The sequence below is a fragment of the Streptomyces sp. NPDC047081 genome (assembly GCF_040643775.1).
Taxonomy (GTDB): Bacteria; Actinomycetota; Actinomycetes; order Streptomycetales; family Streptomycetaceae; genus Streptomyces.
In genome coordinates, this window is sequence record NZ_JBEYUY010000002.1 from 529,189 (window position 1) to 542,982 (window position 13,794).

Annotated in this window: 14 protein-coding genes; 6 read left to right on the forward strand and 8 right to left on the reverse strand. The window is 71.8% G+C overall.

The features are described from left to right. Positions 1-9: 9 nt before the first annotated feature. The 4 genes from ABZ848_RS05490 to ABZ848_RS05505 all read left to right on the forward strand — a co-directional run bounded on the left by ABZ848_RS05490 (position 10) and on the right by ABZ848_RS05505 (position 3,937). Entirely contained in the window at positions 10-744 is a 735-nt protein-coding gene (locus tag ABZ848_RS05490) for a nuclear transport factor 2 family protein (RefSeq protein WP_360825677.1), read from the forward strand. Further along, complete coding sequence (locus ABZ848_RS05495) at positions 744-1,076, forward strand: YciI family protein (protein WP_360825680.1); 333 nt, start codon at positions 744-746, stop codon at positions 1,074-1,076. Before ABZ848_RS05490 ends, ABZ848_RS05495 begins: the two co-directional genes overlap by 1 nt. Continuing rightward, a complete protein-coding gene (locus ABZ848_RS05500; RefSeq protein ID WP_360825683.1) occupies positions 1,073-2,332 on the forward strand; it encodes an RNA polymerase sigma factor in 1,260 nt (419 codons plus the stop codon). Before ABZ848_RS05495 ends, ABZ848_RS05500 begins: the two co-directional genes overlap by 4 nt. Before the next feature lie 162 nt (positions 2,333-2,494). Next, positions 2,495-3,937, forward strand: coding sequence for an MFS transporter (locus ABZ848_RS05505; RefSeq protein ID WP_360825686.1), 1,443 nt, complete (start codon positions 2,495-2,497; stop codon positions 3,935-3,937). Here ABZ848_RS05505 and ABZ848_RS05510 read toward each other — a convergent pair. The 8 genes from ABZ848_RS05510 to ABZ848_RS05545 form a co-directional block, all read right to left on the reverse strand. Then, the gene (locus tag ABZ848_RS05510; protein ID WP_360825689.1) at positions 3,912-4,682 is read right to left on the reverse strand and encodes an SDR family oxidoreductase; all 771 of its coding nucleotides are present in this window, start codon (positions 4,680-4,682) and stop codon (positions 3,912-3,914) included. The two genes, ABZ848_RS05505 and ABZ848_RS05510, sit on opposite strands and share 26 nt — an antisense overlap. A 37-nt stretch (positions 4,683-4,719) precedes the next feature. Beyond that, entirely contained in the window at positions 4,720-5,700 is a 981-nt protein-coding gene (locus tag ABZ848_RS05515) for a LysR family transcriptional regulator (protein WP_360825691.1), read from the reverse strand. Between the two features lie 155 nt (positions 5,701-5,855). Beyond that, positions 5,856-6,812: a fumarylacetoacetate hydrolase family protein gene (locus ABZ848_RS05520; protein WP_360825694.1), complete on the reverse strand. Its 957-nt coding sequence runs from the start codon at positions 6,810-6,812 to the stop codon at positions 5,856-5,858. 3 nt (positions 6,813-6,815) lie between these two features. Beyond that, positions 6,816-8,180, reverse strand: a complete 1,365-nt coding sequence (locus ABZ848_RS05525) for an FAD-binding oxidoreductase (RefSeq protein ID WP_360825697.1) — start codon at positions 8,178-8,180, stop codon at positions 6,816-6,818. Between the two features lie 8 nt (positions 8,181-8,188). Further along, on the reverse strand, positions 8,189-9,169 hold the full coding sequence (locus ABZ848_RS05530; protein ID WP_360825700.1) for a cyclase family protein: 981 nt from the start codon (positions 9,167-9,169) through the stop codon (positions 8,189-8,191). Then, positions 9,166-10,170, reverse strand: coding sequence for an amidohydrolase family protein (locus tag ABZ848_RS05535; protein WP_360825704.1), 1,005 nt, complete (start codon positions 10,168-10,170; stop codon positions 9,166-9,168). The genes ABZ848_RS05530 and ABZ848_RS05535 overlap by 4 nt, the downstream gene beginning before the upstream one ends. Then, the gene (locus ABZ848_RS05540; RefSeq protein WP_360825708.1) at positions 10,167-11,291 is read right to left on the reverse strand and encodes an FAD-dependent monooxygenase; all 1,125 of its coding nucleotides are present in this window, start codon (positions 11,289-11,291) and stop codon (positions 10,167-10,169) included. The genes ABZ848_RS05535 and ABZ848_RS05540 overlap by 4 nt, the downstream gene beginning before the upstream one ends. 39 nt (positions 11,292-11,330) lie before the next feature. After that, the gene (locus tag ABZ848_RS05545; RefSeq protein WP_360825711.1) at positions 11,331-11,636 is read right to left on the reverse strand and encodes an antibiotic biosynthesis monooxygenase; all 306 of its coding nucleotides are present in this window, start codon (positions 11,634-11,636) and stop codon (positions 11,331-11,333) included. Between the two features lie 255 nt (positions 11,637-11,891). On the opposite strand from ABZ848_RS05545, the gene ABZ848_RS05550 reads away from it, so the two are divergent. Then, positions 11,892-12,857, forward strand: coding sequence for a fumarylacetoacetate hydrolase family protein (locus tag ABZ848_RS05550; RefSeq protein ID WP_360825714.1), 966 nt, complete (start codon positions 11,892-11,894; stop codon positions 12,855-12,857). Then, a complete protein-coding gene (locus ABZ848_RS05555; RefSeq protein WP_360825717.1) occupies positions 12,854-13,789 on the forward strand; it encodes a VOC family protein in 936 nt (311 codons plus the stop codon). The genes ABZ848_RS05550 and ABZ848_RS05555 overlap by 4 nt, the downstream gene beginning before the upstream one ends. Positions 13,790-13,794 lie beyond the last annotated feature (5 nt).

Genomic DNA, 13,794 nt, shown 5'->3' on the forward strand with positions numbered 1-13,794 from the left:
GGAGGACCCATGAAGTACATGCTGCTCGTCTGCGGCGACGACACCGCCGACGCCTCGGACATGCCACCTGTCGAACCCTGGGTGGAGGACCTCGGAGACCGCGGCGTCCGGTTGCACGGCCACCGGCTGGCCCTGCCCGCGGAGGCGGTCACCGTGCGGGTGCGCGACGGCGAGGTGCTGCGCACCGACGGCCCCTTCGCGGAGACCAAGGAGTACGTCGCCGGATTCGACGTCCTCGAGTGCGACACCCTGGAGGAGGCGGTGCAGGCCGCCGCCAGGCACCCCGTCGCCACCATCGGCGCCATGGAGGTACGGCCCTTCTGGCCCATGGGGGACGAGGAGGACCCCGAGAAGGCGGTCCGCGCCCTCGACGCGGAGCTCACCGAGGCGGCCCGCGAACGGGACGTCGAGCGGATGCTGGCCTGCTACGCCCCCGACGTGGAGGTCTTCGGCGGCCACCGCGCGCACCGAGGCATCGAGGCCTACCGCAAGGCCGTACACGAGATGCTCACCGACACCGCCGGGCCCGTGACCCGTGAGGTGCTGGAGCTGAGCGTCCGCGCCGACGAGAGCATCGCCTTCTCGCACGCCCGGATCCGGATGCGCGCCACCCGGGCCGACGGCACCCCGCTGGACGACGTCCTGCGCGTCACCACCGGCTACCGCGACCTCGGCCTGCGCTGGGCGATCGTCCACGAGCACGTCACGCTGCTGACCGAGACCGAGGACCCGGAGGAGGCGTGATGAAGTACGCCCTGCTGTTCTGCTCCCCGGTCGGGGGCGAGGAGCGCAGTCCGGCGGAGCACGCCGGCGATCCGCGGTTCGCCGCCTACGTCGCGCAGGCGGGCCGGGGCACCGGCGGGGCACGGCTGCGGCCGCCCGCCGACGCCACCACCGTGCGCGTCCGGGGCGACGAAGTGCTGCTCAGCGACGGGCCGTTCGCGGAGACCAAGGAGTACATCGCGGGGATCGACTTCATCGACGTGGCGGACCTCGACGAGGCCATCGCGCTGTCCGCGAGCCACCCGGCCGCCTCCGACGGCGGCTCGGTCGAGGTGCGGCCGGTCTGGGAGTGAGCGCCACGGACGAGGTCGAGGCGGCCGTCGCCGCCGCCTTCCGCGAGGACTGGGGGCAGGTCGTCGCCACCCTCATCCGAGTGACCGGCGACTGGGACCTCGCCGAGGAGTGCGCGCAGGACGCCTTCGCCCAGGCCCTGGACCGGTGGCGGCGCGACGGCGTCCCGCGCCGCCCCGGCGCCTGGCTCACCACGACCGCCCGCAACCGCGCCCTCGACGTGCTGCGCCGGGAGGCGGTCGGGGCGGCGAAACTCCGGGAGGCAGCGGTGCTGGCGCGGGACGAGGGACCGTACGACCCGGAGTACGACGGTGACGACAGCGGTGTCGAGGACGACCGGCTGCGGCTGATCTTCACCTGCTGCCATCCCGCCCTGCCCATCGAGGCCCGGGTCGCGCTGACCCTGCGCACCCTCGCCGGCCTCACCACGCCGGAGATCGCCCGCGCCTTCCTCGTCCCCGAGGCGACGATGGCGCAGCGCCTGGTGCGCGCCAAGAAGAAGATCCGCAACGCCGGCATCCCGTACCGGGTGCCGCCCGCCCACCTCCTGCCCGAACGCACCACCGGCGTGCTCGGCGTCCTCTACCTCCTCTTCAACGAGGGGTACGCCGCCACGACCGGCGCCGACCTCGTCCGCACCGACCTCTGCGCCGAGGCCGTCCGCCTCGCGCGCGTGCTCGCCCGGCTGATGCCCGACGAGCCGGAGACGACGGGTCTGCTCGCCCTCCTGCTGCTGCACGACGCACGCAGGCACACGCGCGTGGACGCGGCCGGTGAACTGGTCACCCTGGAGGACCAGGACCGTACGGCCTGGGACCGCGCCGAGATCGACGAGGGCACGGCCCTGCTGGAGACGGCACTGCGCCGCGGCCGGCCCGGCCCGTACCAGATCCAGGCCGCCATCGCCGCCTGCCACACCACCGCTGCCACGGCCGAGGAGACCGACTGGGCCGACATCGCGGGCCTGTACGGCGAGCTCGCCCGCTTCGTTCCCTCCGCCGTGGTCCGCCTCAACCGCGCGGTGGCGGTCGGCATGGCCGAGGGCCCGGAAGCCGGCCTCGCGCTGCTCGCCGAGCTGGAGCGGGAAGGCGACCTGGCCGACTACCACCTGCTGCCCGCCACCCGCGCCGACCTGCTGCGCCGCGCCGGACGCGCCAAAGAGGCGGCCGAGGCGTACGAACGGGCGCTGGAGCTGGTGGAGAACGAGGCCGAGCGGAGATTCCTGGAAAAGCGGCTCGCGGAGTGTCGATCGGCGTAGACCCCGTTCGTCGGTGGGGTGAAAAGACCTCACGATGGGAGACTCCGATGACCGCTCAAGCGCGCAAACGACTTCGCCGGGCCCTCGCCGCACTTGTGGGCGTACCGCGGCCGTCCGGCACCCCGGAGGTCTGGCTCGCCGGCCTCCGCCTGGGAGGCTGACGTGCCCGTCACCGACGCCCGCCGCCGGTACGCCCTCGCCCTGCTCTGCGTCGCCGGATTCATGGTCATCCTCGACGCGCAGATCGTGCTCCTCGCCCTGCCGTCGATCACGGACGGCCTGGGCCTGTCGGAGGACGGCGCCCAGTGGGTGATGAGCGCCTACCTGCTGAGCTTCGGCGGCCTGCTGCTCCTCGGCGGCCGCACCGCCGACCTGCTGGGCCGCCGCCGGGTCTTCATGACCGGCACACTCCTCTTCGGGCTCTCGTCGCTGCTGTGCGGCCTGGCCTGGACGGGTCCGGTGCTGATCGCGGCACGCGCCGTACAGGGCGTGTCGGCCGCGGTGATGGCGCCGAGCGCGCTGTCGCTGCTGGTGAACACCTTCGAGGAGGGCCGGGAACGCAACAAGGCGCTGGCCGTCTGGTCCGGCAGCGGAGGCTTCGGCGCGACGGCCGCCCTGCTGATCGGCGGCCCCCTCACCGACGTCCTCGGCTGGGAATGGGTGTTCTTCCTCAACGTCCCGGTGGCGGTGGCCCTGCTGGCACTCACCCCGCTGCTCCTGCGAGAGAGCCGCACCGAGGAACGAGCCCGCTCCTACGACCCCTTCGGCGCCCTCACCGCCACAGCCGCCCTCGTCACCTGTGTGTACGCCGTCGTCGAGGCACCCAGCGCCGGCTGGCTCTCGGCCCGCACGACCGGGCTCCTTGCCACCGCCGTCCTGCTCGCCGTGCTGTTCACACGCGTCGAGGCCCGCGCCCCGGCGCCCCTGGTCCCCCTGCGCCTGCTGCGGTCCCGCTCGGTCGGCGGCGGCAACCTGGTGGTGTTCCTGCTCGGCGCGAGCGCCTTCGGGATGTCGTACACCCTCTCCCAGTACGGCCAGGGAGTCCTCGGCTACTCGCCGCTGCGGTTCGGGCTCGCGAACGTCGTGATGCCGGTGGGTGCGGTCGTCGGCTCGTACGCCGGTCAGGCCCTGGTCACCCGTATCGGCGCCCGCCCGGTCGCGGTCGGCGGGCTGACCCTGGTCGGCACCGGCAGCCTGCTGCTGGCCCAGGTCCCGGTCGACGGCGCTTTCGTGCCCGACCTCCTCCCCGGCCTGCTCCTCTTCGGCCCGGGCCTGGGCGCCTGCGCGGTCGCAGGTGCCATCGCCGCCCTGACCGGCGTGGGTGAACGGGACTCGGGCATCGCCTCCGGGATCAACACGGCGGCCTTCCAGATCGGCGGGGCCTTCGGGGTCGCGGTCGTCACGTCCGTCGCGCTCTCCCACACCGGCGGCGCGGGAGACCCGGCGGCCCTGACGACGGGCTACCGGGACGGATTCACGGCGTGCGTCGCACTCGCGGCGACCGGGCTGTCCTGCGCGCTGCTGTTGCTGCGCCGCGGGCCGCAACCGCCCGTCGACATGGTCACCGCCGACAGGGCGGCTACCCCGCGTCCAACGCGTTCGTGATCGCCTTCACGCCGCCGTGGGACGCGTAGCCACCGTCCACCGTGATCTCCGCGCCGTTGACGTAGGAGGCCTCCTCGGAGAGCAGGTAGACGACCAAGGGGGCCACCTCGTCGACCGTGCCGCCGCGGCCCTGGGGGGTCATCGAGACGTGGGCCCGGACGAAGACCGGGTTGGCGGAGGTCATCAGGGGGGTCTCGATGTAGCCGGGGTGGATGACGTTCGTGCGGATGCCGTGGGGGGCCAGCTCCAGTGCGGCCACCTTCGACAGGCCGCGTAGCGCCCATTTGCTCGTCGTGTACGCCACCGCGTGGTGCGCCGTGAGGCCGGCCACCGAGCCGACGTTGACGATGGAGGAACCCGGCGGCATCAGCGGGGTCAGGGCCTGGATGCCGAGCAGGGCGCCGGTCGTGTTGACCGCGAACGCCCGGTTCCAGTCGGCGAGTTCGACCGAGCCGAGGCGGGCTCGCATCGGGATGCCCGCGTTGTTCACCAACCCGTGCACCACTTCCAGGGACGCGGCGAGCGACGCCCAGTCGTCCGGCGACGACACGTCCAGGTGCCGGTAGGTCACGTCCAGGCCGTCGGCGCGCAGCGCGGCGGCCAGTTTCTCGCCCGCCTCGTCCAGCACGTCGGTCGCGATCACCGTCGCGCCCTCCCGGGCGGCAGCCGCCACCTCGGCGGCCCCCTGCCCCTGCGCGGCTCCGGTGACGACGACGGTGCGGCCCGCCAGACGCGTACGGCTCACGGCTCCTCCAGTGGCTGCGGGATGTCTCCCGTCCACGCTAGGAAGCCACGGTCAGCTCCGGAAACGCGTGTTCGTCATGGCTGTCATCCGCGGCCGCGATCTCCTCGGCCGAGGACTCGCCCAGCGCGGCCCCGACCTTGCGCACGGTCTCGCGCAGCCACCGGTGCGCCGGGTCGGAGTGCCGGTTGTGGTGCCAGTACATGGCCTCCACCAGCGGCACGTCCGGGAACGGCGTCGGTACGACCGCGCAGCGCGCGAAGGACTCGTAGCGCCGGGCGAGCCGCTCCGGCACCAGGGACACCAGGTCCGTGCCGCCCACGAGGAACGGCAGGACGTTGAAGCCGGGCGTGCTGACCTGCACCTTCGGCGTGATGCCCAGCGTCTCCAGCTGGCGGTCGGCATGTGTGAGCTGGCCGATCGCGCACGCGGCGTGCGGCATCTCCGACAGGTCGCGCAGCGTGAGCCGCCCGTCCACCAGCCGCGGGTTCTCCGGGTCCAGCACGCACACGAACCGGTCGTGCATCACCGTCTCGCTGACCCCCGGCAGCTGGTAGCCGAGCGGCACGATCATCAGGTCGTGGCAGCGCAGATGGGTCTCGGTCTCGATCTGCCCGTGCACGATGGGGTGGAAGTCGATCCGGACGCCCGGCGCCTCCTCCGCGATGACCCGCAGCAGTGGCTCGACGAACACCATCATCACGTAGTCGGACATCACGACCGAGAAGCGCTGGCGGCTGCGGGCCGGATCGAAGTGGCGGGTCAGCGACAGGGCCTCCTCCGCCTTGTGCAGCGACGCCTGTACGACAGGGAGCAGCCGCTCGGCCAGCGGTGTCAGCTCGTACTCGCGGCCCACCCGCACCAGCAGTTCGTCGTTGAAGTGCCGCCGCAGCCGGGCCAGCGAGCCGCTCATCGCGGACTGGCTGGTGGACAGCCGTACGCCCGCGTGCGTGACGTTCTTCTCCTCCAGGAGGGCTTCCAGCGCCACCAGAAGATTCAGGTCGATTGCTCCGAGACCCATGGGGTGTTTCCTTCCGGCCGCGTCGTTGAAGCTCGGTGAAATCGGAGCGTAACGATGGGTTTCGCGCCGAGGAAGGGGCTCGGAGGCAACTCACAGGGATCCGATAACAGCCATCGGATCCCTGGATGCATGCAGGTCAGAGCCGGGCGGTGGGGTTACGACCGCGGGGTGCGGCCCCGTTTGCGGGCGCGCGGGAGGTACACGTCGGTACGTCCGGGGACCACGCGGTTGGAGAGGCTGCCGAGGCGTTCCACGGTGAGCGTGACCTCGTCACCCGGAGTGAGCGGCGGCGGGGTGCGCTCGCCGAGCCGGCCCCAGAACTCCGCCAGCGCGCCCCATCCGCAGGTGCCGGAGCCGAGTACGTCCCCGGGACGCACCCAGGTGTCCCGGGCCGCGTAGGCGACCATCTCCTCGAAGGTCCAGGAGCAGTTGGCGAGGGTGTCGCGGCCGATGAGCTCGCCGTTGAGGGTGACCGTCATCTCCAGGTCGAGGAAGCCGTCGGCGTCCCGCCGGTCCTCCACCTCGTCGGCGGTGACGAGGTAGGGGCCGAGCGTGTTGGCGAAGTCCTTGCCCTTGGAGAAGCCCAGGCCGAGGTTCTTCTCGGGCTTCTGGAGGTCGCGCGCCGACCAGTCGTTGAAGACCGTGTAGCCGACGATGTGCTCCCGGGCCTGCTCGGGCGTGAGGTCGCGTCCGCTGAGGCCGATGACCGCGCCGACCTCCAGCTCGAAGTCGAGCACCGAGCAGCCGGCCGGGACGGGTATGTCGTCGTGGGCGCCGTAGGCCGCGTGCGGGTTGGTGAAGTAGAAGTTGGGCGCCCGGTACCACTCCTCGGGCACGTGCTCAAGCCCGTCCAGGGACTTCGACACGCCCTCGATGTGCGCCTCGAAGCCCACGAAGTCCCGGATGGACGGCGGCTTCAGCGGCGGCAGGAGTCGTACCTGATTCACCGTCAAGTCGCTGGTGTACTGCAGGGCTTCGACGCCGGCCGCGTGCAGCACCCCCTGCTCGACGAGCGTGAGGACCGTGACCCCCTCGGGCAGCGGGTGGATCACTCCGTCCCGCACCGCGCCGGCGCGCTCCTCGCTCTGGAACTCGTATGTCGCGAAACGCATGGCTCACTGCTCCCAGTGGTTGGTGTTGGTCACGGCTCCCGTGCTCAGGTAGCCCGCGAACAGGCCCTTCGGGTCGCGGGCCGCGCGGATCTCCTGCAGCCGCCGCCACTGCTCCTCGCCCATGAACCGCAGCTGCCGCACGGTGAAGTCGGAGTCCCCGAGGTACTGGCCCGCCGTCACCGGCTGCATCGCCGCCATCGCGTCGTCCAGCCAGGCGCGCAGTTCGGCGTCGCGCTCGGGCTCGTCGTGGACGACGTAGCTGGCGCAGTAGATCTCGGACTGCAACGAGAAGGCCATGTCGGGAAGTTGGCGCAGGGGCGCCATGGAGAACCAGATGGTGAAGGTCTGCCGAGTGGGGTGCTCGGTGAACGCCTTGCGGATCGCCGGAACGACCTCCTCGGCGGGGCCGGTCAGCCAGGCGTTGTCGACGAGGTAGCGGTGGCCCTCGGGGTTGGCGGTGCGCTGGCCCGCCAACTGCTCGGCCAGCGTGGTGGGTTGGGCCTCGACGCGGAACAGGGCGCGGTCCGCGTACGGGTTGGCGTGCAGCGGGGCCAGCGCCTCGGCGGCCTGTTCCGGGGTGTCGGTCATCGACACGCCCGTGACCAGCAGCACCGGTTCGTCGAGGTCGGGCGGTGTCTGGGTGAGCGCGACGATCTCCACCAGGTCGGAGACCGTGTGGTGCATGCCGTGCAGCCAGGTCATCACCTCGTCGAAGAGGTCGAGCGGATAGGCGTGCACGGTGTGGCCCAGGTGCTTCGGCAGTGGGCGGGTGCGCAGGTGGAAGCGGGTGACGACACCGAAGAAGCCGGGGCCCGCGCCGCGCGCCGCCCAGAACAGATCGCTGTTCTGCGTCTCGTCCGCCCGGACCAGCTCGCCCTCGGCGGTGACGACGTCGATCGCCACGATGTTCTCCGCCGCCCAGCCCCAGCCGCGCGCGTTCCAGCCCTGCCCGCCCTGGAGCAGGAAGCCGCCGATGCCGACGGAGGGGCAGTGCCCGCCGTTGAAGAAACGGCCGAACTCGCCGAGGAACGGGTTGAGTTCGTCGCCGCCCTTGACGCTGGGCGTCGCCGTGACGACCTCGGACTCGGCGTCGTACGCCATCTCCCGGAAGTCCCCGAGGTCGACCAGCAGCGCGTCCGAGCGCACCGACCAGGCGGCCCAGCTGTGCCCGCCGGAGCGGACGGCGACCTGCCAGCCGCGCTCCAGGGCGAGCCGTACGCCCTCGACGACGTCCTGCTCGGTACGCGCCTTGAGCACGGCCGCCGGTGAACGGCCCGAGGGGCGGCGGGCGTTGAAGACCCGGCCGAAGCAGGCCTCCGCGAAGTCCGCGTCGCCGGGGAAGTGGAGGGTGCCGGAGAATCGGTTCATGGCGGTGCTCACTTGATCGCGACGGGGTTGACGGGGGCGCCCACCGCGCCGGTCACCGGCAGCGGCGCCGCGACGAGCAGGAACTCGTAGACGCCGTCGGCCGCGCAGTCCTCGGCCAGCGTCTCCAGGTCCCACATCTCGCCCAGCGGGAGGCCCATGTTGGGGATGGCGATCTGGTGCAGCGGGGACATCGCGGGCTCGGCGAACTCGTACGGACGTACCTCAAGGCCCCAGGTGTCGGAGGCGATCGCCGCGATCTCGGTGCGGTGCAGCCAGCCGAGGGTGGTGAAGGAGAGCCCGGGTGCGTCGCCGGCGGCGTATGTGCCCCAGCCGCCCAGCCGGCGTACCCGGCCGATCTGTCCGGTCCGTACGAGTACCAGGTCGCCGCGGCGGACGGTCGAGGTCGCGCCCTGCGCCTCGATCGTGGTCCGCAGATGCTCCTCCAGGATGGGGAAGCCGTCGGGGAGTTCACCGAGTTCGTCGCCGACCGCGCGGCCCACGTCCAGCAGGACTCCGCGGCCGGTGAACGCGTCCCGCATGTGCTCGATGCCGGTGACCGAGTCGCCGTCGCCGTTGACGATGGTGCACGGACGGCCGTTCCAGGCCTGCTTGTTGTCGTAGATGTGGCCGAGCCCGTCCCACTGGGTGGAGGCCTGCAGGGGCATCACGATGTGGTCGTCCGCGCCGCCGAAGCCGTGCGGGAAGCCCTGCGTGCCGGCCGCCGCGTCGGAACCGGTGTCCTTCATGTAGTGGACGGGGTTGATCCGGCCGCGGAAACCGCGCTGCGGGCCGTCCTCGTTGAACTCCAGCGACAGGGAGAAGGACCGGCCGCGCCGCACCAGTCCGGCCGCGTGGGCCCGTATCGCGTCGTCGACGAAGTTCAGCGTGCCCAGCACGTCGTCCGCGCCCCAGCGGCCCCAGTTGCGGTACGCGGCACGGGCCTTGGCGAGTTCTTCCTCGATCGGGCCGAGGGGGGAGTGGGGGGTCATCGGGTACGTCCTTTCAGCAGCAGGTCGAGGGCGTTGCCCCCGGCGATCGCGGCACGGTCGGCGGGGGACAGCCCGGCGGCGTCCAGACGGGCCACCGGGTCGTCGACGCCCATGTCGAAGGGGTGGTCCGTGCCGAGCACGACCCGGTCCGCGCCCACCTCCTCGACCAGGTGGCGCAGCGCGCGCGGGGTGTAGACGAGCGCGTCGAACCACATCCGCCGCAGATAGCTGCTGGGCGGTTCGGCGCAGCCGCGCGCGTCCTCCCGTACCTGCCAGGCGTGGTCGGAGCGTCCGATGTATGTCGGCAGATAGCCGCCGCCGTGCGCGGCCACCAGCTTCAGCCGCGGGTAGCGGTCGAGGACCCCGGTGAAGATCAGGTGCGAGAGCGCGACCGTCGTCTCGACCGGCTGGCCGACCGTGTTGCCGAGGTAGTTCGCCGCGAGCCGTTCGCCGAGCGAGCAGCCCCACGGGTGGACGAAGACGACGGTGCCCAACTCCTCGGCCTTCTGCCAGAGTTCGTCGTGGAGCGGGTCGGCCAGCTCCCGTCCGTCGACCGTCGTCGAGACGCTCACGCCGTACAGGCCGAGCTCGGTGACCGCACGGTCCAGCAGGGCCACCGCGAGATCCGGGTGCTGGAGCGGGACCGTGCCGAGGCCGTACAGCCGCTCGGGCGACCGCGCGCAGTGCTCGGCCACCGCCTGGTTGACGGTGCGGGCGAGGCGGACGGCGAGATCCGGGTCGGCCCAGTAGTGGTGCATCGGCATCGGGCCGACCACCTGGATGTCGACGCCCATCGCGTCGAGGTCGGCGAGGCGCTCGGAGACGTCGGTCAACTTTCCGGCGAGGCGCTGGAGTTGGGCCTGGTTGGCGGCCAGGGACGCGGGGGAGTGGGCGCGCTGCTCCGCCGCCAGTTCGGCGGCGAAGCCCGGAGTGCCGGCCACCAGGGCATCGGCCGCGGGGACCGCGAGATGGCCGTGGAAGTCGACGACCGGCGTGCTCATGCGGCCGCCGTCAGCGACTCGAGCGTCTCCGACATGATGCGGGCCGGGTCCGCGCCCGGTGTGCCGGGATGGATCTCCCACTCGGCCAGCTGGAGCGAGTTGCGCAGCACCATCCCCACCCGGGGCAGCCGGCGGGACATGAAGTGGTCGAGGGCCTTCTCCAGCGGCTCCTCCCCGGTCACCAGCTCCCCCAGGAGCACCGCGTCCTCCATGCACATCGCGGCACCCTGCGCGATCAGCGGCGGACAGGCGTGCGCGGCATCGCCGACGACCATCGTGCGGCCGCGGTGCCACGGCTCGTCCACCAGCACCGCCTCGATCCAGCGGTAGTCCACCGCCGTGTCCTCGGGCAGCGAGGCGACGACCTTCCCCCAGGTGCCGCCGTACCCGGCGCCGCGCTCCCGCATCAGCGCCAGCGAGGCCCGGGGGCCGATCAGCGAGGCGTCGAGATTCTCGTCGAGGAGGTAGGCGTAACAGCGGTCGGCGGAGATGGGGCTGTAGCCCGCCTTGAAGCGGGGGCCGCCGTAGTACACCTCCGCGCAGTCCATCTCCGGCGGGCGCTCGGCGACCACCCGGAAGATCGACATGCCCACCGGGCGCGGTCGTTCCGCGATGCCGATGAGCCCGCGCATCGCCGAGTTGATGCCGTCGGCGCCGACGACGAGGTCGTAGCGGCCGGTGGTGCCGTCGGTGAAGGTGACGTCCACGTGCCCGGGGGACTGGTCGAGCCCCTCGACGGTCAGTCCGAGCCGGACCTGGACGCCGTGCGCGTACACCGCGTCGCACAGCGCGTCCTGCAGGTCGGAGCGCAGGGCGCCCGCGGTGGACGGCAGGTCGGGGCCGCCGGTGTGCGGGGTCGGCAGCTCGGTGATCAGCCCGCCGTCCGCCCGCCGCAGCCGCAGGATGTCGAACGGCACCGCCCGCTTGAGCACCCGTTCCAGGACCCCCACCGAGCGCAGCGCCTTGAGCGCGTTGCCCTGGATGGTGATGCCGTGGCCCACCCCGAACCACTGGGGGGAGATCTCGACGAGGTCGACGTCGGCGCCGCGCTGCGCGAGCGCGAGCGACAGCACGCTTCCGGTGATGCCGCCGCCGACGACGAGCACCTTGTGTACGGGCATGGGCGATCCTTGCGAACGTAGAAGAAGCAAAAGGGGAGGTCAGCCGGAGAAGCGCGGTCCGAGCTCGTGGTAGTGCTGGACGGTCGGCGGCTCGGCGAAGAACGGGCCGACCAGGGCCCGCCAGCGGCCGAAGCGCTCGGACTCCCGGAAGCCGGTCATGTGCGCCTCGACCGAGTCCCAGCCGACCAGCAGCAGGTAGGTCCGCGGCCGCTCCTCGCAGCGCAGCAGCTCGGCCCAGCGGAACCCGTCGGCCTCGGCGAGCACCTCGCGGGCCTTGCCGAAGACCTCCTCGAACTCCTCTTCCCGGCCGGCCGCCACGGTCAGCCCGGCATGCTCGACTACCACGTCGTTCTCCTCGGGGTGGGGTGCTCCGAGCCTGATCGGCGGTCCGTGCAGGGTCAACGGATCGAGGCATCGGCAAGGGGGACGTCATCCATCCCGTACGGCGATGGAGGCGCCGCCCGGCGGAGCGGCGAATCGACGAGGTCAGTGGGGAGACGGGCCGCCGATGGCAGGCATCGCCAACGGCCATTTCCGCCGCCCCGCGCGGCTGCCTAGCGTCGACGGTGAGCACCCGCATCCGTACGAGGAGAGCCGCCCGTGCCCGACCCGCTTCCCACCCACGCCGGACCGTTCGCGCTCGGCACCTTCAGCAGCGGCGCAGCCGCCTTCCCCGGCCTGGTCGCCGGCACGCGTGTGCGTGACCTCTTCGACCAGGTGCCGTCCGTGCGCGCCCTGGTCGACGACTGGGACACCTGGCTGCCCCGCCTGCACGACCTCGCCGCCTCCGCCGACGGCACCTGGCACGAGCTCGCCGGGCTGCGCGTGCTGACCCCGATCGAGCCGGGCCAGATCCTGCAGAGCGGCGCCAACTACCGCAAGCACGTGGTGGATCTGGTCGCCGCCGAGAAGGAGAGCGTCCACGGCGCCACGCCCGAGGAGGCCCGCGCCGACGCCGAGAAGATGATGGACGAGCGGATCCGCAGCGGCGTCCCGTACGTCTTCCTGGGCTCACCGCGCGCGATGTGCGGCCCGTACGACGACATCGTGCTCCCCGAACTCGGCGAGCAGCACGACTGGGAGCTCGAACTCGCCCTCGTCATAGGGAAGTCGGGCCGGAACATCCCGGTAGAGGAGGCGATGAGCCACGTTGCCGCCTACACGATCTGCAACGACCTCACCACCCGCGACCGCCTCTACCGCCCCGACCTGAAGGCCATCGGCACCGACTGGTTCACCGCCAAGAACGCCGACACCTTCCTGCCGACCGGGCCCTTCCTGGTGCCGGCCGCGTTCGTCGGCGACCCGAACGACCTGCGGATCACCCTGCGGCACAACGGAGTCGTCCGCCAGGACGAGTCCACCAAGGACATGATCTTCGACATCCCGCGGCTCATCGCGTACGTCTCCACGACCACCACTCTGCGCCCCGGCGACCTGCTGCTCACCGGCTCCCCGGCCGGCAACGGCGCGCACTGGGGCGTCTTCCTCAAGCCCGGGGACGTCGTGGAGGCGGAGATCACCGGTCTGGGCCACCAGCGCAACACCGTCAGGAGCCACGCATGAGCTTCCAGCCGATCACCCATCTGCGCCATGTCGACCTGGCCGTACCGGACTTCGACACCCAGCGCGCCTTCTACGGCACCACCTGGGGGCTGACCGAGGTCGCGAACGACAGCGGTATCGCCTTCTTCGCGGCCGAGGGCAGCCCGGAGCAGTACATCGTGCGGATCCGCGAGGACGAGCGGAAGCGGATGGACCTGGTGGCCTTCGGGGCGGTCTCACCGGCCGCCGTGGACGAGCTGGCGGTGCGGCTGGGACGGGCCGGGATCCAACTCGTCCATGAACCAAAGGTGTTGGACACACCCGGCGGCGGATACGGCTTCCGGTTCTTCGACCCGGACGGACGCGTCGTCGAGGTGTCCGCCGACGTCGAGACCCGCACCCACCGCAAGATCGAGGAGCGGGAGGCGATCCCGGTACGGCTGTCGCACTGCGTGGTCAACTCCCAGGACCCGGAAGGGCTGCGGGACTTCTACGTCGAGCACCTGGGCTTCCGGCTCACCGACACCCTGTTCTCGACGCACATGGGCGACCTCATGTACTTCCTGCGGTGCAGCCCGCTGCACCACTCCTTCGCCATCGCCCGCGGGCCCCATGTCTCCCTGCACCACGCGTCGTTCGAGATGCGCGGCGTCGAGGAGTACATGCGCGGAACCGGGCGGGCGCTGCGTGCCGGGACCCGGCTCACCTGGGGGCCCGGACGTCATCTCGCGGGCGACAACACCTTCTCGTACTTCCACGACCCGCACGGCAACACCGTCGAGTACACGACCGAACTGGCCGTCCTCGAAGAGGACTTGTGGCACCCCGGCCGGCACGACGTCGACGACCCGATCACCCAGGACCAGTGGGGCACCGCCGACCCGATGAGCGAGTCGGTCGCCAAAGAGCAGTTCAACGACCCCGACGTGCTCTTCGAAGCGCCGCCCGTCTGAGCAAC